The following is a 23,610-nucleotide window of genomic DNA, read 5'->3' as shown; positions in this document are numbered from 1 at the left end:
CGGTTTGATACGCCGCGGGTGGTGTCGGCTTACGCGCTGCGCGCTAAGCCGACCTACGGTCATGTAAAGTCCGGTAGGTCGGATTAGCGTGGCGTAATCCGACAACATTGTTGGCCTCGTGGCATCAGCTACCGCGGTAAGTAGAATACGACCAGGGCGACACCACCAGCGGCACGTGATAATTTTCATCCGTATGCGCAATACCGAAGGCCAGCGTCACCAGATCGATGAAGCGGGGCGAGGGCAGTTCCACCCCTTGGGCGGCGAAATAGTCGCCAGCATTGAACACCAGCTCATATTGGCCCGCTTTCATGCTCTCGCCCTCCAGCAATGGCGTGCTGCAACGGCCGTCGCTGTTCGTCATATCCATCTTCAATAGTACTTTTCCTTCCGGCGCGACTGAAAACAGGGCAACCTTGACGCCGGCTCCGGGCCTGCCGTGGGCGATATCGAGTACATGCGTGCTGAGTTTTCCCATTTGCTATCCTGTATATAGGGTGAGTGAATGTGCTTATCGTGCAAATCATATACCGGTGACTGCGCCTGGCTATATGATTGGGCATATAGCCAACATTGTCCTCCTATAGGCGCGCTTCCGCATGAACAATTACGAAGATTATCCACGCGACTTGATCGGCTATGGCCGCACGCCACCCCATCCGCAATGGCCGGGCAAGGCGCGCATCGCGCTGCAATTCGTCCTCAATTACGAGGAGGGGGCGGAAAACAGCGTGTTGCATGGCGATCCCGCATCGGAAACGTTTTTATCGGAGATGATCGGTGCGGCCGCCTTTCCCGCGCGCCACCTGAGCATGGAGTCGATTTATGAATACGGTTCGCGCGCCGGGCTGTGGCGCTTGCTGCGCATGTTCGAGGAGCGGCGCCTGCCGCTGACGGTCTTCGGCGTATCGATGGCCTTGAAACGCAATCCGGAGGCGGTGGCCGCCTTCCAGCAATTGGGGCATGAAATCGCCTGCCATGGCTTGCGCTGGATTTCCTACCAAAACATGGACGAGGCGACGGAACGCGAACACATGCGCGAAGCTGTACAGATCATTCGCGAATTGACGGGTTCCGCCCCGCAAGGCTGGTATACCGGGCGCGATTCGCCGAATACGCGCAAACTGGTGGTCGAGCATGGCGGTTTCCGCTATGACGCTGATTATTACGGAGACGACCTGCCATTCTGGGACAAGGTGGCGTACACGGATGCCGCCGGCATGCCGGCCGTGCAGCCGCAACTGATCGTGCCCTATACCCTGGATACGAACGATATGCGCTTTGCCGCCATGCAAGGCTTTAATTCGGGCACGCAGTTTTTTGACTATCTGAAGGATGCCTTTGATGTGCTGTACGCTGAAGGCGATCCGAACGGCTTGAATCAGCCGAAGATGCTGTCGGTGGGCTTGCATTGCCGCCTGGTGGGACGGCCTGGACGGGCCGCGGCGCTGGCGCGCTTCCTCGACTATGTGCAGGGCCATGAGCAGGTATGGATCACGCGCCGCATCGATATCGCCGAACATTGGCATGCGACGCATCCATTCCAGGACTGAGTTCTATTGAGATAAGATGATAAGTAAAATCAGTCTTTGCATATAGTTGTCTCATATGCCGGTGTTAATCTCCTATACTGGGACTATACCGAGGCCAGCATGTCAGAACCTATCCGCTTTTACTATCGTGGTGCCGTACAGGAAGTACGTGACGCCGCCCTTACGCAGACTGTGTTGCAGCACCTGCGCGAGGATTTGCATTGCACGGGCACCAAGGAAGGCTGCGCCGAGGGCGATTGCGGCGCCTGCACGGTGGTCATTGGCAGCCTGGTCGATGGCCAGGTCGAGATGAAGGCTGTCAACGCCTGCATCCAGCTCACGCCCACCCTCGATGGCAAGGCCCTGTTTTCCGTGGAAGACTTGCAGCAACCCGACGGCGCCTTGCACCCGGTGCAACAGGCGATGGTCGAGTGCCACGGTTCCCAGTGCGGTTTTTGCACCCCCGGCTTTGTCATGTCCTTGTGGGGCATGTATCTGAAAAAAAACGGCGAGACGCCCACGCGTTGCGAAATCGACGACAGCCTGTCGGGCAATCTGTGCCGCTGCACGGGCTACCGGCCCATCATCGATGCCGCCAGACGCATGGGCGAGTTGCCACATGTGACGTTCGACCGCGATGCGTTGCGAGTGCAATTGCAGGCGCTGCAGCGTAGCAGCCTGACTACGTATGAACATGGCGGCCAGCACTTCCACGCGCCGCGCACCGTCGAGGAACTGGTGGCGCTGTGTGCGGAAAAGCCGCAAGCGTGTCTGCTGGCAGGCTCCACCGATATCGGCTTGTGGGTGACCAAGCAGCTGCGCGACCTGGGCGACATTATTTATCTGGGCAACGTTGCGGCGCTGAAAACCATCGCCGTGGACGATGGCAAGGTGCACATCGGCGCCGGTGCCAGCCTCAACGATGCCTATGCGGCGCTGTGCCAGCATTATTCTGATGAGCTGTCGGAACTGTGGCAACGCTTTGCCTCCTTGCCAATCCGCAACGCCGGCACTTTGGGCGGCAATGTGGCCAATGGTTCTCCCATCGGCGACTCGATGCCATGGCTGATTGCGCTGGGCAGCGAGATCGTGTTGCACGGTCCAGGTGGCCAGCGGATCATGCCGCTGGAAAACTTCTATCTGGCTTACCAAAAGAAAGATTTGCAACCCGGAGAATTCGTCGAAGCCGTGCGCGTGCCCTTGCCCCGTGCCGACGTGCATTTCCGCACGTATAAACTGGCGAAACGCTTTGACCAGGATATTTCGGCCGTGTGCGCCGCGTTTGCCTTTGAACTCGATGGCGAGCGCATTGTTGACGCGCGCATCGCCTTTGGCGGCATGGCGGGCACGCCGCAGCGCGCCGCGCAAACGGAAGCGTTTTTGCGCGGACAGGCGTGGACGGAAGACAATCTGCTTATCGCCATGCGCTTGCTGGCCGACGATTACGCGCCCCTGTCCGACATGCGCGCGTCGAATACCTACCGCATGACGACGGCGCAAAACCTGTTGCGCCGCTTCTGGCTGGAAACACGCCCCGGTGCGCCTTTGCAACGCGCCGCCGTCAACGCCTACGCTTGCCGCGCCTGAAAGGACCAGCATGAACCATCCTGCCACGCCCGAATTGCAAGCAGCCGCCTGGGCCGCCGTGGGCAAGCCCAGCCCGCATGAATCGGCGCAATTGCATGTGCTGGGGCAAGCCACGTACACGGACGATATCGCCGAGTTGCAGGGCACCTTGCACGCAGCGCTGGGCCTGTCGCAAAAACCGCATGCGCGCATTACGGCCATGGATTTGTCGGCCGTGCGCAGGGCGCAGGGTGTCATTGCCGTCTACACGGCACACGACATTCCCGGCACCAATGATTGCGGCCCCATCATCCATGACGATCCCATCCTGGCTGCGGAACTGGTGCAATACGTAGGCCAGCCCATCTTCATCGTGGTGGCCGATACGCATGACCATGCGCGCCGCGCCGCCCGCCTGGCGCAGGTGTCGTACGATGAATTGCCTGCGATCATGACGCCGCAAGCGGCCAAGGCCGCGCAATCGTATGTGCTGCCGCCGATGCAGCTGACGCGCGGCAATTACCAGGCAGCGTTCGAGGGCGCGCCGCACGTGGTCAAGGGGCAGCTGTATGTAGGCGGGCAGGAACAGTTTTATCTGGAAGGACAGATTTCCTACGCGATTCCGAAAGAAGCGCAGGGCATGCTGGTGCTGTGTTCGACCCAGCATCCGAGCGAAATGCAGCACGTGGTGGCGCATGCGCTGGGCGTGCATTCGCACAACATCACCGTCGAATGCCGGCGCATGGGTGGCGGTTTTGGCGGCAAGGAATCGCAGTCGGCCCTGTGGGCGGCGGCCGCGTCGATCGCGGCGGCGAAACTGAAGCGTCCCGTGAAATTGCGCGCCGACCGCGACGACGACATGCTGGTGACGGGCAAGCGCCACTGTTTTTACTATGAGTACGAAGTGGGCTACGACGACGATGGCAAGATCCTTGCTGCCAAGGTCGACATGACCACGCGCGCCGGCTACTCGGCCGACTTGTCCGGTCCCGTCGCCACGCGCGCCGTCTGCCACTTCGACAACACCTATTATTTGTCCGACGTGGACATCCGCGCCGCCTGCGGCAAGACGAACACGCAGTCGAACACGGCTTTCCGCGGCTTTGGCGGGCCGCAGGGCGCCATTGCCATCGAGTACGTGATCGATGAAATCGCCCGCCATTTGCAACGCGATGCGCTCGATATCCGCCTGCTCAATTTCTATGGGCGCAACGATGCGGAAGGGCGTAACGTCACGCCGTACGGGCAGACCATCGTCGACAACGTCATTCATGAGCTCGTTGCTGAACTGGAAGAGAGCAGTGATTACCGCGCGCGCCGCCGCGCCATCGACGCCTTCAACGAGGCCAGTCCCGTGTTGAAGAAGGGTCTGGCATTCACGCCCTTGAAATTCGGCATCGCCTTCAACGTCACGCATCTGAACCAGGCCGGTGCGCTCGTGCACGTGTACGTGGATGGCTCCGTGCTGGTCAATCATGGCGGCACGGAAATGGGGCAGGGCATCAATACCAAGGTCATGCAAGTCGTGGCGCACGAGCTGGGTCTGGACCTGGACAAAGTACGGGCCACTGCCACCGATACCAGCAAGGTGGCGAACACGTCGGCCACGGCGGCGTCCACTGGCGCCGACCTGAACGGCAAGGCGGCGCAGGATGCTGCACGCCAGATCCGTGAACGCCTGGCCGATTACGCGGTCAAACTGTATGGCGGCGAGGCAGCTTGCGTGCGCTTCTTCGATAACCATCTCCACGTGAATGGTCACGTCGTTGCGTTTGCCGAACTGGTGCAGAAGGCGTATCTGGCTCGCGTGCAACTGTGGTCGGATGGTTTTTATGCCACACCGGGTTTATCGTGGGATGCAAAGACGATGACGGGGCATCCGTTTTCGTATTATGCGTATGGCGCGGCCGTGGCCGAAGTGGTGGTCGATACCTTGACCGGTGAATGGAAGTTGCTGCGCGCCGATGCCTTGTACGATGCGGGCCAGTCGCTCAATCCCGCGATTGATCTGGGTCAAGTGGAAGGCGCATTTATCCAGGGCATGGGCTGGCTGACGACGGAGCAGCTGTGGTGGAATGCGGCGGGCAAGCTGATGACGCACGCGCCATCGACGTATAAAATTCCCGGCATTTCCGATTGCCCGGAAGACTTCCGTGTGAACCTGTTCCAGAACCGCAATGTGGAAGACAGCATCCACCGTTCGAAAGCCGTGGGCGAGCCACCGCTGTTGCTGCCGTTTTCCGTGTTCTTTGCCATCCGCGACGCCATTTCCAGCGTGGGCCATCATGCCGTGCAGCCACCGTTGAATGCGCCTGCCACCAGCGAGGAAATCCTCAAGGCGGTCATGGCCGTGCAAGCGGCGCATGCCGGCGCCTAGGAGACGCGGATGAGCGACTGGCTGACAGCAATCGAGAATGACACGCAGGCATCCGTGCTGGTGACGGTCGCTCTGGTGGAAGGTTCCGGACCGCGCGAGGCGGGTGCGAAGATGCGCGTCACGCTCGATGGTCAAATGGACACTATCGGTGGCGGCCACCTGGAATTGCGCGCCGTGGAAATCGCCAAGACCATGCTGGCGACGGCAGATACCCATGCGCGGCTCGAACGTTTCGCGCTGGGCCCCAGTCTGGGGCAATGCTGCGGTGGCGTCGTTCACCTGGCTTTTGAATATGTCGATGCCAGCCTGCATGCATTGCTGGCCGCCTTGCGCGAACGCCGTCAGCAAGACAGCTGGCGTTTGACGGCGCTCGACGGCGAGAGCGCGTCCGTTCTGTTCGATGCCGCCGGCAGCTTGATCGCCGGCATGCCAGGCCAGGCACCCGACACGTTTTCCCGCGAACGCGCAACCCACGTGGCGCAGGACAGTGAAGGGCGGCGCTGGCTGGTCGACCCGTGCCTGGCGCCGCGCGCGCACCTGACCTTGTTTGGCGCCGGCCACGTGGGCGCCGCCATCGTGCGCGCGCTGGCCCACTTGCCCTGCACTATCACCTGGGTCGATGAACGCGAAGACATGTTTCCCGCGCAACTACCCGATAATGTGCGCATCGCCGCCACCGATACGCCCGAGGAGTTTGTCGCCATGGCGCCGCCGGGCGGCAGTTTTCTTGTCATGACGCATAGCCATGCGCTCGATCAACGCTTGACGCAAGCCATCATGGAGCGCGAGGATGCGGGCTGGTTCGGCTTGATCGGTTCGCACACGAAACGCAAGCAGTTCGAGCACCGCCTGCAGGCGCGCGGCGTGCCCGCTGAGCGCATCGCCGCCATGGTGTGCCCGATCGGCATGCCCGGCATCCGCAACAAGGCACCGGCCGTAATCGCCGCCTCCGTTGCCTGTCAATTACTGATGGTGTGGGAGGAAGCGGCTGCCGCCGCCCTGGCCACACCGCTGCGGCTGGCCTCTGCCAGCGCGCCACCGCGGCGCCCAGCACGCGCCGCCATTCACCCGTTATAGAAAGAAGTCATGCCGATTGTTCCTGCCACATTGCAAGCTTACCGTGCCAGCTTGCTGCACTTCCACGCCGATCCCGCCTTTAGCGAGGAGGCGCACGCCTGGCATGCGGACGGCTTGCTGATCGTGGCCGATGGCAAGGTCGTGGCCGCCGGCGATTATGCGCAGCTGCAGCCGACTTTGCCGCCCGGCACGCAGATCGTCGATTACCGGGGCAAGCTGATCGTGCCAGGTTTCATCGATACCCATTTGCACTTCCCGCAAACGGAAATGATCGCCTCGCCCGCGCCCGGTTTGCTGCCGTGGCTGGAAACGTATACCTTCCCTACCGAGCGCGCGTTTGAAGACCCTGCCCATGCGCGCAACGTCGCCGAGTTTTTCCTTGATGAACTGCTGCGCTGCGGCACCACGACGGCCATGGTGTATGGCAGCGTGCATCCGCAATCGGTCGATGCCTTCTTTGGCGCCAGCGAGGCGCGCGGTTTGCGCATGGTGGCGGGCAAGGTCATGATGGACCGCAATTGTCCCGAGTTCCTGCGCGACACGGCCGAGTCGGGCGCGCGCGACAGCGAGGAGCTGATCCAGCGCTGGCACAAGCACGGTCGCTCGCTGTATGCGATCACGCCGCGTTTCGTGCCGACATCGACGAATGAACAGATGCACCTGGCGGGCGAGCTGGCGCGCGCTTACCCGGATACGTATCTGCAGACGCACGTGTCGGAAAACGAGGATGAATGCCGCTGGGTGCGCGAACTGCATCCGCAGGCGCGCAGCTACCTCGATGTATATGACCAGTACGGCATGCTGCGCCCGCGCGCCATGTTCGGCCACTGCATCTGGCTTGACGAGCGCGACCGCGCGCGCATGGCCGAAACATCGTCGGCGGCCGCCATTTGTCCTACGTCTAACCTGTTTCTCGGCAGCGGCCTGTTCGATTTCGAGCGGGCCGATGCGGCGAAAGTGCTGCTGTCGCTGGCAACGGATGTGGGCGGCGGCACCTCGTTCTCGATGTTGCAAACCATGAACGAAGCCTATAAAGTAGCACGCTTGAAAGGCAGCTATCTGCCCGCCTTGCGCATGTTTTACCTGGCGACCCTGGGCGCCGCGCGCGCCATGCAACTGGAAGGCACGCTGGGCAATTTCAAGGCTGGCACGGAAGCGGATTTTATTGTGCTCGACAAGCAATCGACGCCGCTGCTCGAGCGCCGCACGGCTGGCTGTCAAAGCCTGGAGGAATTGCTGTTTGCCTTTGCGCTGCTGGGCGACGACCGCGCCGTGGCCGCCACCTATTCAGGCGGGCAATGCGTGCATGTGCGGGGCAGGGCTGACCTACCCGTTGTTCCATACGATTTATCCTGAGCGAGAACGCGAATGCACAAGAAACTCACTGGCCTGGCGCTTGGCGCCGCGCTGGCATTGACCGGAACGGCGCAGGCCGCCCCGTCTTCCAACGAAGCGGCCACCGCGCGCCATTTTGCCGCCCTGGTCTCGGGCACCCAGCCGAAGACAGCCGAGTTGAGCCTGTTCTTTTCCATGATGCCCAAGGGCGGTGATCTGCATCATCATTACTCGGGCGCCATTTACGCCGAGCAATTCCTTGACTGGGTCGACAAGGAAAACTATTGCGTCAACAAGACGACCTATCGCATCGAAAGCAACAAGGACGTCGTGGCGGCCGAGCGCGCCAAGCCGGCCTTGCAGCGTGGCTGCCTGTCGTCCACGGAAGTGTTTGCCGATGCGGGCCTGTATGCGGAGTTGCTGCAGCGTTGGTCGACCAAGGATTTCTATAACCACGGCGCCATCCAGACGCCGCCGGACCGCACTTTTTTTGACACCTTCGGTTACTTCGGCCCCGTCGCGTCGAGCAACACGGCCGATGGCCTGAAAACCCTGAAGCAGCGCGCCATCGCGGAAAACCTCAGCTATATCGAGACGATTTTCGAACTGTCGCCATTCGTGCAAAGCACGCAGTTCGACCAGCAAGTGCTGGCGCCGGGCTTGCAGCCGGCGGCGTTACAAGCCGTGCTGGCCAACTGGACTCAAAACCTGGAGCAAGACGCCAGCTTCCAGAAAAGCATCACCGCCTACAACGACAACGTCAACGCCAGCAGCGCCGGCATCGACGATGCGAACTTCACCATGCGCTACCAGGCATATGTGCTGCGTTTCCTGTCCCCATCGCAAGTGTTCTCGTCCATGGTGGCCGCGTTTAAGGCAGCGAGCCTGAATCCGCTGCTGGTGGGCGTGAACATCGTGGGCCAAGAAAGCGTGAACGTGTCCATGCGCGACTACAGCCTGCACATGGAAATGTTCAAATTCCTCAAGGCTAAGTATCCGAACGTCAAGATCGCCCTGCACGCGGGCGAACTGGCGCTGGGCATGGTGCCGCCGGAAGGCATGACGTTCCATATCGCCGAAGCCGTCGATGTGGCGGGCGCCGACCGTATCGGCCACGGCATGGATATCGCGTACGAAAACAATGCGCTGGCGACCATGCAGAAAATGCGCGAGCGTAACATTCCCGTGGAAGTGAACCTGACCAGCAACGATTACATTCTTGGTATCAAGGGGCAGGCACATCCGATCACCCTGTACCGCAAGTATGGCGTGCCCTTCGTCATTTCCACCGATGACGCGGGCGTGTCGCGCAATACCCTGTCGAATGAGTACGTGCTGTTTGCCAGCCAGTACAAGACCGATTATGCGGAAATCAAAAAGCTGTCCTACAACAGCCTGCGTTATTCGTTTTTGGCGGAAGCGGACAAGCAACGCTTGCTGAAAGCACTCGATGCCCGTTTCACCCGTTTTGAAGCCTTGATCGCAAATAGTGTTCGCAAAGCAACTGTTGTAAAACCGTAAAAGTATTTCACCTCTCCTGCCTGCTACGCGACCGCAACTAGCGGTCGCGTAAGCTCCTGATCTTCATAGTTACAAAACCCTCCTTTTATCGTTTTTGTTGTGTCTTTACGACAAAAAATGATGCGCTGGTAGTGCTTTCTTGCAATTATTTTCTGAAACAATTTCCAAGTGTTGCCGCTCATCTATAATTTCGCCCCGATGAGGTGAGCTTGCTCGGTTGATACAAAAAATGCGGCTTCCAGCGGTGATTTATATTTTTTATATATAAATTATTAAAAAAAAACGTATTTGTCAGCCTACAGACCTTAATGCATAGTTGGACGGCGAAGAGTTGAATAAGTCATTTTTGCTATCGCTTTTGTGACAATTCAGGATGTCTAGCGGCTCCTGTCACATTGCGGTCATATCCGTGTAACGGATTTGAAATATTCGATCTTTATACTGCCGTGTCTAGTTGGATAGTTTCCGTGTTTCACCACAATATAAGCAAGTCAAAATCTTGTAAGTTACAACACACTCTAGGGGGTTCAAATGCAGTTCATTCAACAACCAAAATTGCGACTAAGTATGATCGCAGTGGCATGCCAACTGGCTTGCTTCGGCATTTCTACTGCGCATGCGCAAAGTGCTGAAGGCACGGTATCGCCGTCGACGGTGACCGTCACCGGGAAAAAAGTTGGTATGGGCTTGATGGTGCAGGAAGATGCGCCAAAGGCACGCAGTACCGTGACGGCCGAAGAATTGGCAAAACAGCGTCCAACCGGCAATGCATATGACGCCCTGACCCTGTTGCCATCGGTGAACACCTATGGTTACGATGCGACTGGTCTGTTTGGCGGTGGCTTGGCCATGCGCGGCTTCAACAGCGATCAGATCGGCGCGACTGTCAACGGCGTGCCTGTGAATGACTCCGGCAATTTCGCTGTATTTCCACAAGAATATGTAGACCAGGAAAATACCTGCTCGCAATTTGTGACCCAAGGTTCGACCGACGTTGACTCCCCGCAAGTGGGCGCAACTGGCGGTAACTTTGGTATTACTACCTGCGATCCAGAAGATAAATTCCGTGTGCGCGTCATGCAGACCCTGGGTCAGCTGAATCTGGCCAAGTCGTATGTGCGTGTGGATACCGGCCGTTTTGCCAATGACAAAGCCAAGGCATTCATGTCGGTGTCGAATGCGCAAGCGGATAAATGGAAAGGCAAGGGTAAAGCCGATCGTACCCACGTTGACGTTGGCTTCAATTACGACTGGAATCGTTTTAATTACATCCACGCCTCTATCGGTTATAACCGCGCGATTAATAACAACTTCCGCTCGCTCACGTTGAAAGAGCTGGCCACCGAAGGTTACGACGCTGATTACAGCTCCACTTATGCTGGCCAGGCTGCACTCAGCCCAGGCAAGGCAAGTGCTTCCGGCGCACAGGCAGGCACTGGCCAGCCAGCCGCTTACTACAAGCTGGCCCTGAATCCGTTTGAAAACGTCATCGCGTCGGCGATCGGTAAATTCCGTCTGGCCGAAGATCTGGATCTGAAAGTCGTACCTTACTACTGGTATGGTTTCGGCACTGGCGGCGTGCAGCAAAATACGCTGAAAGAAACCGGCAGCTTCCTCAATCCGGTCACCGGCAAGATCGCCGCCAGCAAGGATGTGAACGGCGACGGCGACAGCCTCGACACCGTATCGATCTATCGCGGCAGCCTGACACGCACCCATCGTCCTGGTGTCACGACTTCGATCACGTATAACGTGGGCGATCACCAGATCCTGGGTGGCATCTGGTACGAGCGTGCGAATCACCGTCAAACGGCACCTGGCCAACTGGTCAATGCTGATGGTTCCGCACCGGATATCTGGCTGCGCAACAACCTGATTACCCGTCCAGACGGCACCTTGTATCAAAACCGCGATTGGGAGACGATCAGCACGGCTTACCAAGCGTTCTTGCAAGATACCATCACCTTGATGGACAACAAGCTGAATATTAATATCGGCGTGCGTGCTCCCTACATCAAGCGTGATTTCACCAATAACGCCAGCGAAGGCAGCAATTCGCAAACCACGTACAACGTGTCGAAGACTTACTCGGATGTGTTGCCGCAATTGGGCGCGCGTTACCGTGTTACCAACGACGACCAGATCTTTGCCAGCCTGGCGAAGAATATGCGTGCGCCAAACAACTTCGTGCTGGCACCGAACAACCCACCGTACGTGACCGTCACGAATGGCGTTGCCAGTATCGTCAAGGACGTCAAGCCTGAAGTGTCGTGGAGCCTGGACGTTGGCTACCGTCATCAAACCAAGGACATTTCGACCTCGCTGACGGCTTTCTACACAGACTTTAAAGATCGCCAGGCAACCGCAATCGATCCAAACACGCTGACCAGCCTGACGACCAACGTTGGCAAAGTGCGTAACAAAGGTATCGAGCTGGAAGTCGGTAACACGCCGATCAACGGCTGGTCGGTTTATGGCTCGCTCGGCTACCTGAAGACCAAGATGGAAGATGATCTGGCCGTGGTCGCCAAAACCGTCAATGGCAAAACCATTGTTGGTTATGCACCAACCGCTGGCAAGAATTTCTCGCTGTCGCCTAAGCTGAAAGCCGGTTTGAGCGCTTCTTATGAAACCAACGCCTGGTATGTTCGCGTAAAGGCTCGTTACACCGCATCGCAATACGCTACTCTGGTGAACGACGAGGAAGTACCAGCGTACACCCTGGTTGACCTGGATGCGGCATATCAGTTGCCATCTTTCGGCATGTTCAAGAATCCCAAGCTGACCTTGAACGTATCGAATTTGCTGAACCGTGAGTACCGCAATCCAAGTTCCGGTACTGGTATTGGCGCCAATGATATCGTTACGGCTGCTGGTACATTCGCCGGTCGCGCACCAACTTACTACATGGGTGCGCCGCGCTTTGCATCGGTCACCCTGCGCGTCGACTTCTAAGCATGGCTGTCAACTTCGTGACTGTCCTGCCGGGCAGCACGGAGTTGTTTCTACCAGGCTGAGATAGCAAGAGTACAGGCCTTCGGGCCTGTTTTTTTTATGGGTAAGGATGTATCACCGTCTTTGCCATTGGCGCCGCCCCGTCCAGGAGTCTCCTCATGATCCCACCCCTTTCCCTCCACCGGCCTCCATCGAGGCTGCCATGTCTGCTCATGCTTGCTCTGTTGATGACCGGTTGCGCCACTTATCCCGTGGCGCCCGTCGACATCAACCTGGTCGCCCTGAACGATTTTCACGGCAATCTCGACCGCAGCAAATTTAGCTACACGAGCGTTGCCGATGCCGAGCGCAAGACGGTGCAGGCTGGCGGCATCGATACCTTGTCCGGCGCCCTCACCGCATGGCGGCGCGAAGATGCGCAGCTGATTTTTGTCGGCAATGGCGACCTGGTCGGTGCCAGTCCCGCCATGTCGGCGCTGTGGGCGAACGAGCCGAGCATCGTCGCCATGAATATGCTGGGCATGAAGGCCAGTTCTGTCGGCAACCACGAATTCGACCAGGGCAAGGCGGAATTGCTGCGCCAGCAGCGCGGTGGCTGTGAATCGTCGCGCGCCGACAAGGCGTGCAAGTTTACGCCGGACTTCAAGGGCGCCAGCTACACCTATATGGCGGCCAATGTCATCGATACACAAACGGGCAAGCCCCTGCTGCCGGCCTACCGCATCGAAGAGGCGCATGGCGTCAAGGTGGGCCTGATCGGCGCCGTGCTGAAAGATACGCCGTCCGTCGTGACGGCCGCCGGTATTGCCGGCCTGCAGTTCGGCGATGAGGCGGACGCCATCAACGCCACCTTGCCGCAACTGCGCGCGCAGGGCGTGGGCGTGTTTGTCGTGCTGCTGCACCAGGGCGGCGAGACGAAGGAAGCCGTCGACCAGCCCGACTGCAGCCAGTTGAAAGGCGAAGTGGTCGACGTGGTGAAACGCCTCGACCCGGCCATCCAGCTGGTCATCAGCGGCCATTCGCACCAGGGTTATCTGTGCCGTGTCGATGGCCGCCTCGTGACGCAAGCGCAGATGGGCGGTCACATGTTGACGCGCATCAAGCTCAAGGTCGATCCCGTCAAGAATGCCGTCGTCGATGCCAGCGCGCAAAACGTCGTCATGCTGCCAGGCATGTATGAGCCGGACCCGGCCGTCGCAGCCTACCTGGAATCGGTCAAGCAGCGCAGCGCGGCGGAATTGTCGCGTCCCGTGGCCGCCATCGCCGTGCCGAACGTGGGCCGCAGCACCAAGGGCGGCGGCGCTTCCCCGCTGGGCGACCTGGTGGCCGACAGCACCCTGTTCGGCGCGCGCGCCGCCGGCGCGCAAATCGGTTTGATGAACAATGGCGGCATCCGCAAGGATCTGGAAGCGGGCGCCGACATGATGACGAACGTGGGCCAGAACCAGGCAGTTGTCCCGTTCGGCAATACGCTGATCGTCGTGAGTCTGTCCGGTGCGCAAATCCGTACCTTGCTCGAGCAGCAATGGCCAGGAGCAGAGGCGGGCGAGGGCAATCTGCTGCAAGTATCCGAAGGGTTTACTTATCGCTGGGACAGCACCAAGCCGCAGGGGCAGCGTGTGCTGCCGGGCAGCATCATGCTGAATAGCATTCCCCTTGACGACAATCAACAATACAGAGTCGCCGCCAACAGTTTTCTGGCCGGCGGCGGCGACCGCTTCACCGTGCTGGCGGCCGGCACGCGCCGGCTCGACACGGGCGTGCGCGACATCGACGCCTTCAGCAATTACCTGATCGACCGTGCCCGTGCCGGCAAGCCGGCGGGCAGCGCCACGGCGGCCGGCCGCATCGTGCGCGTCAAATAATTTACAAGGAAAAACCATGCGTCGTTTATTTGTTTCCCTGCTTGTCACTACCCTGTTCGCGGGCACGGCCCACGCGGACTTCACCATTCCCGGCTTTGAGCTGGTGCACACCTCGCCCGTGGAAACCAGCCTGACGAATCCCGACCTGCGCGAGCCCGTTGCCGTGTGGAGCGAGCTGTTTGATTCGGCCAAGAAAGAGATCGTCATCGCGCAGTTCTATGCCGTCAGCAAACCGGGCACGGCTTTTGAAAAAGTGCTGGCCAGCCTGACGGCCGCCGGCCAGCGCGGCGTGAAGATCCGCTTCCTGCTGGACCAGAAGGGCGTGGGCTTGTCGGAAGCGGCCACCATCGCGCAGATCAAGGCGATTCCCAACCTGGACTTGCGCCTCATCGATTTCAATAAAGTCACGGGCAACGGCATCGTGCACGCCAAATACCTGGCCGTCGATGGCCAGGTGGCCTACATCGGCAGCCAGAATTTCGACTGGCGCTCGTTCGAGCACATCCATGAGACGGGCTTGAAAATCACGGAAGCCGCCATGGTGAGCCAGGTGCAAGCCATCTTCGAACAGGATTGGCAAGCCCAGGCATTGACGTCGCAAGGCAGCCGCGCCACGGTACTTAACAGCAAGGTGGTGCCTGCCAATTACGCGCAAAACGCTTTCCTGCTGGCCAGTCCGAATGCCTACAACCCGGCTGGCGTGGGCGACTCGGAAACGGGCTTGCCCGCCTTGCTGGCCGAAGCGAAAAACGAAGTGCGCATCCAGCTGCTCGACTACGCGCCGCTGTCCTACGGTCCGAACCGTACGCGGCCGTACTACGCCGTGATCGACAACGCCGTGCGCGCCGCCGCCCAGCGTGGCGTGAAAATCAAGCTGATGGTGTCAAGCTGGAACACGGAAGCGCCGGCCATCGCCTACCTGAAAAGCCTGGCCCTGGTGCCGAACGTGGAAATCCGTATCGTGACGATTCCCGCGGCGTCGACCGGTTTCATCCCGTTCGCGCGCGTGATCCACAGCAAGACCATGAGCATCGATGGCAAGCTGGCCTGGGTCGGCACGAGCAACTGGGCGGGCGGTTATTTCGACCTCTCGCGCAACCTGGAAGTGGTGCTGCGCAACGAACAGATGGCGCAGCGCATTGCCGCGCTGCATGAGCAGACGTGGAGCTCGGCGTATGCGCAGCCCATCGACATCAACAAGCAGTATCCGAGACCGGCCAAGGCCGCGCCGCAAGGCAAGGAGTAATAGTGAACATGAAAAAACTGCTGAGCGTGCTGGCGCTGGGTGCCGCTTTTGCTTCCGGCAACGTCCTGGCCTGGGGCAACGATGGCCACCGCGCCGTGGGCGCCATCGCCGATCAATTGCTCAAGGGCAGCGCTGCCCAGGCGCAAGTGGCGAAATTGCTGTTGCCTGGCGAAAGCCTGGAAAAGATCGCCAACTGGCCCGATTGCGTGAAGGGCACGTATTGCGGTCCGCAATCGCCGGAGATGCTGACGTATGTGGCGGCGAACCCGAAACACGGCGAATACCACTACACGAATGTGCCGTTCCAGAACGCGCACTATCACGACCATGGCGTGGGCACGGCCGATGACGATATCGTGCAAACGCTCAAGCAGGCGATCCTGGTGTTGCAAGGCAAGGCTGATGCGGCCAGCAATCCGCACGGTTTCAGCCAGCGCGAAGCACTGATTCTGATCACGCACCTGGTGGGCGACATCCACCAGCCGCTGCATGTGGGCAATGCGTTTCTCGGCAAGGATGGCCAGTTTTTCGTGCCCGCCACGCAGGCGCAGATCGATGACGTCGCCATTTTCAACGCGCGCGGCGGCAACGACTTGCTGCTCGACGATGCGAAGATGACGGCCTTGTCCGATGCCGTGATTCCTGCGCCGCTGCCGGCCGAGGATGGCGCGGCCAAGCCTGCCAGCAGCTATCCGAGATCGCCCACCAAGCCCCTGCATTCGTATTGGGATACGACCGTGGTCGATTACGCCATGCGTCGCCTGAGCACGCGCACGCCGCAGCAGTTCGCCCGCACCGTGATCGCCAGCGCGCCGGTAGTGAGCGCAAACACAGGCGACCCCGCCACCTGGCCGTATCAGTGGGCCGATGCCTCGCTGGCGGCGTCGAAGATTGCTTTCACGGACGTGGTGGCTGGCCCGGCCACGCAGCAGACGAGCCGCAAGGGCGAGGTCTACAACGTCTGGAGCTTGACGGTGCCCGACAACTATCCCGTGCCCAGCTCGGCACTGGCGAAGCAGCAGCTGATCGAGGGCGGCTATCATCTGGCCGCCGTGCTGCAGGCGATCTGGCCGCAGTAATTTGGCCGCAGTAAGATGTCATTCGAAAGCGGCCTGCGGGCCGCTTTTTTCATGCCAGTGTGATGGCGATTCCCATCTCGCGGTAGGGCGCGAGCAGGGCGTCGTCCACGTCGCGGTGCACGATGATATCGTTGACCTGGCTCAAGGGCGCGATTTGAAATGGCGAAGCCGTATTGAATTTTTCCGGCGACGCCAGCACGATGGTGCGGCTTGACGCCTCGCTCAGCGCGCGTTTCACGCACGCTTCTTCATAATCCCCGGTGGTGATGCCCGCTTGCGGATGCAGGCTGGACACGCCCATGAAATACAGGTCGGCACGGATGCGGCCGATGGCTTCCACTGTGGCGGCGCCGACACCCACGATCGAGTGCTTGTACAGGCGCCCGCCCAGCATCAGCACCTCGATCGATGGATGATGCACCAGTTCGACGGCAATCGAGGGGCTGTGCGTGACGATGGTGGCGCGCAAGTCGCGCGGCAGCTGGCGCGCCAGCTGCACGGCGGTAGTGCCGCCATCGAGGAACACCACTTGTCCCGTTTGTATCATGGCGCCCGCCGCGCGGCCGATGGCGGGCTTGGCTTCGGGCGAAATCTGTTCGCGCCCCGCAAACGGCGCCAGCGCGGGCGAGCGCGGCAGCAAGGGCAGGGCGCCGCCATGCACGCGCTCCAACAACCCATCTTTTGCCAGTTCGCGCAGGTCGCGCCGTATCGTGTCTTCCGACAAGCCCAGGCTATCGCTGACGGCCCTGGCGACGATCTGCCCTTCGCGCTGGAGCAAGTCCAGCAGGTATTGTTTGCGTTGATGTGTCAGCATGGTTTTTCTTGTATTTTCTTGATATTGCACGAGTTTGCATGATAAAGTCGACAAAGACAAGCACAAGGAGACACTATGCGCGAAGAAAACAGCAAGCAGGAACGGGTCCGCATTCAGAACGTGCAAACCCTGTCGCATGACTGGTATCTGCTGCAAAAGACCACGTTCGACTATCTGCGTCACGATGGTGAATGGCAGACGCAGACGCGGGAAACCTATGACCGTGGCGATGGCGCCACCATCCTGCTCTACAACAAAGTCCAACGCACGGTGATCCTGATCCGCCAGTTCCGCTTTCCCACCTACCGCGATGGCCACGATGGTTTCCTCATCGAAGCGGCGGCCGGCTTGCTGGAAGAGGCCAGCGCGGAGCAGCGCATCCGCGCCGAGGTGGAAGAGGAAACCGGTTACCGGGTGGGACAAGTGCACAAGGTCTTCGAAGCCTTCATGAGTCCCGGTTCCGTGACGGAGCGTTTGCATTTCTTTGTCGCCGAGTACGACCCGGCCAGCCGCATCGGCGACGGAGGCGGCCTGGCGCACGAGGGCGAAGACATCGAAGTACTGGAGCTGCCCTTGGCGCAGGCCATGCGCATGGTGGCCGATGGCCGCATCTGCGACGGCAAGACCATCATGCTGCTACAGCATGCGCAGCTGCATTTGATGCCGGTCAAACAAGGCATGCAGATCCTCGTTGCCGGCCCGTATCGCTCCGGCACGGGCGACGATCCGGCCCTGATGGCGGCGAATGTGGCGGCCATGCAAGCCGTCTGCCTGCCCCTGTATGCCAGGGGCCACATGCCCGTGCTCGGTGAATGGCTGGCCTTGCCCATGCTGGCGCTGGCAGGCTCAAGCCAGGTGGGCGACGCCGTGTATGAGGAACTATTTCACGCGCATGCAACGCGTTTATTGAGCCATTGCGATGCCGTGCTGCGTATTGGCGGCGCTTCCCAGGGCGCCGACCAGATGGTGGAAGTGGCGCGCAGCCTGGGGCTGCCCGCGTATTTCTCGCTGGACGCAATTCTTCAGGCGTAAAAAAAGCGAAGCCCGTGAGCTTCGCTTTTTTGCCAGCGCTCGCTGAAACTTAGCGGGACTTGATGAACGGAATGCCGATCGCTTTCGGCGCGATGGATTTCGCCATCAAGCCCGCCAGCACGATCACGGTGACCACGTACGGCACCATCTGGATCAAGGAGCCGGGGATGCGGCCCACGACCGGCAAGTCCACGCCTTCAATTTGAATCTGGATGGCGGCGAAGAAGCCGAACATCAGACAGCCGAGGAAGGTGTAGACGGGACGCCAGTTGCCGAACACCATGGCCGTCAGGGCCAGGTAGCCGGCACCGGCCGACATGTCGCGCAGGAAGAAGCCGCTTTGCACTATGGCAAGATAGGCGCCCGAGAACGAACACAGGATGCCGGCCACCAGCATGGCCAGGTAGCGCGTCGCTTCCACGCTCACGCCCGCCGAGTCGGCCGCGTGCGGGTTTTCGCCGCAGGCGCGCAGGCGCAGGCCGAAGCGCGTGTGGTACAGCAACCAGTGCACGAGCGGGATCAACAGGAACGCCACGTAGACGAGGATGGAATGGCCGCCGATCAAATGGGCATACACCCAGCCGATGAACGGGATATGTTCCACATACTGCGTGCCCGGCAAGACCACGTCGAACAGCCGCGCCGAACCGAGGTCGGGCGTGCGGCCGCCTTGCTGGAAGAAAAATTGCGCCAACACAAACGTCAGTCCGCTCATGGCGATGTTGATCGCCATGCCGGCCACCAGCTGGTTGCCCTTTTGCGTGATGCTGACGTAGGCCTGCAGCAGGGCCAGAGCGACGCACACGAGCATGCCGGCAGCCATGCCGTAATACGGGTTTTGCGTCGTGTAGGCCACGGCGGCGGAAGCGAAGGCGCTGGCCAGGATCTTGCCTTCCAGGCCGATGTCGATCATGCCGCTGCGTTCGGCGAACAGGCCGGCCATGGCGGCAAAGATCAGGACGGGCGCATTGCGCACGGTCGATACCAGGATGCTGGCGAATTGAAAGTCGTCGAGTGTCATGGTGTTAGCCTTTGGTGCGCTTGAGCAGGGCGGAAATGGCCGGTGCGTAGAAGTTTTCCATGGCGCCGCAGAACAGAATGATCAAGCCCTGGATGAAAATGAAAGTTTCCGTCGGGATATTCGGTTTTTCCAGCGACAGGTCGAAGCCACCCTGGATCAACGCGCCGAACAGCACGGCCGACAGGAAGATGCCGACCGGATGCTGGCGGCCCATCAGGGCGATGGCGATGCCGATGAAGCCGGCGCCACCGACGAAATTGAGCGACAGATAATGCGTCGAACCCATGATGGAATTGACGGAACCGAGGCCCGCCAGCGCGCCCGAGATCAGCATGACGATGATGATCATCTTGCTGATCGACACGCCCGCATAGTGGGCCGCGTGCTTGTTCAGGCCCGTGGCGCGCAGCTTGAAGCCCCACGACGAGCGCCACACCATCACGCCGTAGATCACCAGCGCGGCGATCGCCAGGATAAAACTGATGTTCAGCGGCGTGTCGCCCAAGGACGGGAACCAGGTACTTAAGCGCGGCATTTCGCCGCTTTCCGCGAACACGCGGCTGGCCGTGTTCTGCTCGCCCGGCGGAATCAGGTATTTCACGATCACGAAGTTCATCAGGCTGGCGGCGATGAAGTTGAACATGATGGTGGTGACGACGATGTGGCTGCCGCGCTTCGCTTGCAGGTAGCCGGGCAGGAAACCCCACAGCGCGCCGAACAGGGCCGCGCCTATCATGGCCGCTGGAATCAATAGCCAGGCGGGCAGGGTCTGGTCGAAGGCCAGCATGGCCACCGTCAAGCCCAGGCCGCCGATATACATCTGGCCTTCGGAACCGATATTGAACAGGCCTGCCTGCATCGCCACGGAGACCGACAGGCCCGTGAAGATGAAGGTGCTGGCGTAGAACAGGGTGTAGCTCAAGCCTTCCGGATTGAGGATGGCGCTGTGGACGAGGATCGACAGCGATTCGGCCGGGTCTTCGCCCAGCATATAAATCACCAGGGCCGCGACCAGCAAGGCCGACAGCAGGTTTAACATGGGCATGACAAAGGCTGTCGCCCAGCGTGGCAAGTCGTTATTCATGATTTATGCATTCCCCCCATCAACAGACCGATGCGGGTGGTATCGAATTCTTCAATTTTCAGTTCGCCGGTGATGCGTCCGCCGCACATGACGAGAATGCGGTCGGCCAGCGCCCGCACTTCTTCCAGTTCGACGGACACCAGCAGGATCGCCACGCCCGCGTCGCGCAGGGCCAGCAATTGCGTATGGATGCTTTCGATGGTGCCGATGTCGACGCCGCGCGTGGGCTGGCCCACCAGCATCAGTTTCGGCTTGGCCAGCACTTCGCGCGCGATCACTACCTTTTGCTGGTTACCACCCGACAGCAAGCCGATGCGCAAGTCCGGATTGGCCGGGCGCACGTCGAAGGTTTTCAGCAGTTCCGCGCAGCGGGCGCCGATGGCCTTGAAGTTGAACAGGCCCCAGCGGTTTTTCAGGTGATCCTGGTAACCGAGGATGGTGTTTTGCATGACGGAGAAATTTTTCACCACGCCATCGCGCAAGCGGTCTTCCGGAATGTGGGCGATACCCAGCTCGCGGAAGGCCAGCGGCAAGCCGTCGGCATCGTGGCGCTTGGCAAACGGCAAGTCCTTGTCGAGAAAACGCAGCTTGCCGGACGTCGGCAGGCGCATGCCCGACAGAATTTCCAGCAGTTCGCTCTGGCCATTGCCGGAGACCCCCGCGATGGCGACGATTTCGCCGGCGCGCAAGTTGAAACCGATGTCGGCCAGCAATTTGACCTGTTGCTCATCCGCCAGTTGCAGACCGTCCACTTCCAGCACCGTGGCGCCCGGATTGTACGGTGCACGGGGCAAGTGGCTCTGGATGGGGCGGCCGACCATCATGTTGGCCAGTTCCTCTTTCGAGGTGCCGGCCGTCGCCACGGCGCCCACCACCGTGCCGCCGCGCATGACGGTGACGTTGTCGGTGATTTCCAGGATCTCTTGCAGCTTGTGCGTGATCAGGATGATGGTCTTGCCTTGCTCCTTGAACAGGCGCAGGATTTCAAACAGCGACGCCGTTTCCTGGGCCGTCAGCACGGCCGTCGGCTCGTCGAGGATCAGGATATTGGCGCTGCGGTAAATCTGCTTGAGGATTTCCACGCGCTGCTGCGCCCCGACGGAGAGGTCTTCGATCTTCGCCAGCGGGTCGACGTCGAGGCGGTAGCGCGCGCAAATTTCGCGCAATTTCGCTTCCGCTTCCGTGCGGTGGCTGGCCAGGCGAAAACCGCCTTCCGTGCCCAGCATGATATTGTCGAGAACGGTGAAGTTCTCGACCAGCATGAAGTGCTGGTGCACCATGCCGATGCCGAGGTTGATCGCTTCCTGGCTGTTGCGGATAGGCTGTACTTTTCCGTCGAGCAGGATTTCTCCGCCGTCGGCACGGTAATACCCGTACAGGATGCTCATCAAGGTCGATTTGCCGGCGCCGTTCTCTCCCACCAGGCCATGGATACTGCCCTTGGCGATGGAGAAACTGACGTCGGCGTTCGCCTTCACATGTCCAAAATGCTTGGAAATGCTGCGAAATTCTACTGCTGGCTGCATAGGTTCATAACTGGATAGTTTCATGGAAACGCGCCGCGCGGAGACTGGCCCCGGCGGCGCGCTAAAAGATACGGAGAAAAATTAAACCGGGCAGCTGCTGCCGACGCGGTAATCGATCACTTTGATCTTGCCATCGATAATGTCCTTACGCGCACCCAACACGCGCTTTTCGATTTCCGGCGTAATCAGCTTGCGGTTGTTCGCATCGAGCGCCCAATCCACGCCGCCTTCTTTCAAGCCTTTATAGCTGACGCCGCCCTTCCAGGTGCCGTTCTTGACTTGCATGAAGCTGTCATAGACCGTGTTGTCGACGCGCTTGACCATCGAGGTCAGGATGCTGCCTGGATACAGATGATTCTGGTTCGAATCGACGCCGATGGCCAGCTTGCCTTTTTCCTTGGCCATTTGCAGGGTACCCATGCCGCTGCCGCCAGCGACGGCGAAGACGACATCGACGCCGCGCTCGAATTGCGAGCGGGCCAGTTCCCCACCCTTGGCCGGGTCATTCCAGGCGCCGGACGTGGTGCCGACCATGTTTTGCGTGATTTCCGTCTTCGGATTGACGGCCTTCGCGCCTTGCGCGTAGCCGCAGGCGAAGTTGCGGATCAATGGAATATCGATGCCGCCGATGAAGCCGACCTTCTTGCTCTTGCTGGCCATGGCTGCAGCCACGCCCACCAGGTAGGAGCCTTCTTCTTCCTTGAAGACGACGGAATTGACGTTGCTGCCGGCGGCCTGGCCGTCGATCAGCACGAATTTCACGTTCGGGAATTCCTTGGCGACCTTTTGCACGGCTTGCGTTTGCGCAAAGCCGATGGCGGCGATCATGTCGAGTTTCTTGCGGGCCAGGCCACGCATGACTTGTTCAGCCTGCGTATCGCTCGATGCCTGCACTTCGATGAAGGAAATGCCCGTGTCTTTTTTGAAGCGCGAGGCGCCTTCGAAAGCGGATTGGTTGAACGACTTGTCGAACTTGCCGCCCGCGTCATACACGACACCCAGTTTTGGGGTAGCCGCGGACGCTTGAGCAGTCAGAAATACGGCTGCGATCGTCAAACTAAATTGTGTAAGTTTCATGAATTGGCTCCTGGAAGATCGATATTGTATATTTTTTATAGGTGAAACATATAATTTGGGGCCGATTTAGCCTGTTTTTGATGCACGAGGTGATAATTCCTTATCAACATTGCACTGTATTGCACAAGATCATTGCTGACCTCGTCTGCTTTCATGCCGTCAGTGTGATACTCATGCAACAGTCGCGCCCCGTCTCTTTTATAGGTACAACATCGAATGGGGCTGCCGGAGCGGGCTGGGATGCGCCGTCAGATGACGGGCAGGGCAAGCACGGGACCGGCGCCACGATGGGCGTCCGAATCACTATGCATCATGCCAGATATGTATGACAAATACGTTTTTGTTTATGTATTTATATGCAGGGCATATAAATAGGTTTTAAGAACGCATAACAAAACCGTAGCGAGCGGCAGTGAGTTGTGGTCGAGAAGCGGAGCTGTGCGAATGCACAGTGAGCATCGGAGGCCGCAAATCGCGACGCGCAGTAGGTTTTGTTCGCGTTC

Annotated in this window: 16 protein-coding genes and 1 pseudogene; 11 read left to right on the top strand and 6 right to left on the bottom strand. The window is 59.7% G+C overall.

Features of this window, described 5'->3' with window-relative positions:
* Positions 1–124: 124 nt before the first annotated feature.
* Positions 125–478 (bottom strand): hydroxyisourate hydrolase, encoded by a 354-nt coding sequence (uraH, locus tag HWE17_RS24280; protein ID WP_070303439.1) that lies wholly within the window; start codon positions 476–478, stop codon positions 125–127.
* Positions 479–599: 121 nt separating this feature from the next.
* On the opposite strand from uraH, the gene puuE reads away from it, so the two are divergent.
* The 10 genes from puuE to HWE17_RS24230 all read left to right on the top strand — a co-directional run bounded on the left by puuE (position 600) and on the right by HWE17_RS24230 (position 16,553).
* Positions 600–1,553, top strand: a complete 954-nt coding sequence (gene puuE / locus HWE17_RS24275; RefSeq protein WP_176390535.1) for an allantoinase PuuE — start codon at positions 600–602, stop codon at positions 1,551–1,553.
* Between the two features lie 99 nt (positions 1,554–1,652).
* The gene (gene xdhA, locus HWE17_RS24270; protein ID WP_176390534.1) at positions 1,653–3,119 is read left to right on the top strand and encodes a xanthine dehydrogenase small subunit; all 1,467 of its coding nucleotides are present in this window, start codon (positions 1,653–1,655) and stop codon (positions 3,117–3,119) included.
* Between the two features lie 10 nt (positions 3,120–3,129).
* Positions 3,130–5,475, top strand: a complete 2,346-nt coding sequence (gene xdhB / locus HWE17_RS24265; RefSeq protein ID WP_176390533.1) for a xanthine dehydrogenase molybdopterin binding subunit — start codon at positions 3,130–3,132, stop codon at positions 5,473–5,475.
* A 9-nt stretch (positions 5,476–5,484) separates the two neighbouring features.
* Entirely contained in the window at positions 5,485–6,552 is a 1,068-nt protein-coding gene (gene xdhC, locus HWE17_RS24260) for a xanthine dehydrogenase accessory protein XdhC (RefSeq protein WP_176390532.1), read from the top strand.
* 9 nt (positions 6,553–6,561) lie between these two features.
* A complete protein-coding gene (guaD, locus tag HWE17_RS24255) occupies positions 6,562–7,908 on the top strand; it encodes a guanine deaminase (RefSeq protein ID WP_176390531.1) in 1,347 nt (448 codons plus the stop codon).
* A gap of 12 nt (positions 7,909–7,920) precedes the next feature.
* Positions 7,921–9,408 carry an adenosine deaminase gene (locus tag HWE17_RS24250; protein ID WP_176390530.1) on the top strand — a complete coding sequence of 496 codons (1,488 nt, stop codon included), beginning with the start codon at positions 7,921–7,923 and terminating at the stop codon, positions 9,406–9,408.
* A gap of 531 nt (positions 9,409–9,939) precedes the next feature.
* A complete protein-coding gene (locus HWE17_RS24245) occupies positions 9,940–12,363 on the top strand; it encodes a TonB-dependent receptor (protein ID WP_176390529.1) in 2,424 nt (807 codons plus the stop codon).
* Positions 12,364–12,575: 212 nt separating this feature from the next.
* On the top strand, positions 12,576–14,228 hold the full coding sequence (locus HWE17_RS24240; RefSeq protein WP_255206375.1) for a bifunctional UDP-sugar hydrolase/5'-nucleotidase: 1,653 nt from the start codon (positions 12,576–12,578) through the stop codon (positions 14,226–14,228).
* Positions 14,229–14,244: 16 nt separating this feature from the next.
* Entirely contained in the window at positions 14,245–15,474 is a 1,230-nt protein-coding gene (locus HWE17_RS24235; RefSeq protein ID WP_176390528.1) for a phospholipase D-like domain-containing protein, read from the top strand.
* A gap of 8 nt (positions 15,475–15,482) precedes the next feature.
* A complete protein-coding gene (locus HWE17_RS24230; RefSeq protein WP_176390527.1) occupies positions 15,483–16,553 on the top strand; it encodes a S1/P1 nuclease in 1,071 nt (356 codons plus the stop codon).
* Positions 16,554–16,602: 49 nt separating this feature from the next.
* Here HWE17_RS24230 and HWE17_RS24225 read toward each other — a convergent pair whose 3' ends face one another.
* Positions 16,603–17,367, bottom strand: coding sequence for a DeoR/GlpR family DNA-binding transcription regulator (locus HWE17_RS24225; RefSeq protein ID WP_035824967.1), 765 nt, complete (start codon positions 17,365–17,367; stop codon positions 16,603–16,605).
* A 75-nt stretch (positions 17,368–17,442) separates the two neighbouring features.
* On the opposite strand from HWE17_RS24225, the pseudogene HWE17_RS28785 reads away from it, so the two are divergent.
* Positions 17,443–18,027, top strand: a pseudogene (locus HWE17_RS28785) (NUDIX domain-containing protein); the annotation flags it as partial.
* A gap of 421 nt (positions 18,028–18,448) precedes the next feature.
* Here HWE17_RS28785 and HWE17_RS24215 read toward each other — a convergent pair.
* The 4 genes from HWE17_RS24215 to HWE17_RS24200 all read right to left on the bottom strand — a co-directional run bounded on the left by HWE17_RS24215 (position 18,449) and on the right by HWE17_RS24200 (position 23,107).
* A complete protein-coding gene (locus tag HWE17_RS24215) occupies positions 18,449–19,420 on the bottom strand; it encodes an ABC transporter permease (protein WP_176390525.1) in 972 nt (323 codons plus the stop codon).
* 4 nt (positions 19,421–19,424) lie between these two features.
* Complete coding sequence (locus tag HWE17_RS24210) at positions 19,425–20,504, bottom strand: ABC transporter permease (protein ID WP_035824975.1); 1,080 nt, start codon at positions 20,502–20,504, stop codon at positions 19,425–19,427.
* Positions 20,501–22,030: an ABC transporter ATP-binding protein gene (locus HWE17_RS24205; protein WP_176390524.1), complete on the bottom strand. Its 1,530-nt coding sequence runs from the start codon at positions 22,028–22,030 to the stop codon at positions 20,501–20,503. Before HWE17_RS24205 ends, HWE17_RS24210 begins: the two co-directional genes overlap by 4 nt.
* A gap of 81 nt (positions 22,031–22,111) precedes the next feature.
* Positions 22,112–23,107 (bottom strand): BMP family protein, encoded by a 996-nt coding sequence (locus HWE17_RS24200; protein WP_035824980.1) that lies wholly within the window; start codon positions 23,105–23,107, stop codon positions 22,112–22,114.
* Positions 23,108–23,610 lie beyond the last annotated feature (503 nt).

Origin of the sequence: Janthinobacterium sp. BJB401 (genome assembly GCF_013372745.1) — a bacterium.
Lineage (GTDB): Bacteria > Pseudomonadota > Gammaproteobacteria > Burkholderiales > Burkholderiaceae_D > Janthinobacterium > Janthinobacterium rivuli.
Note: the sequence above shows the minus strand (reverse complement) of the source record. Positions and strands in the feature narration are given on the sequence as shown.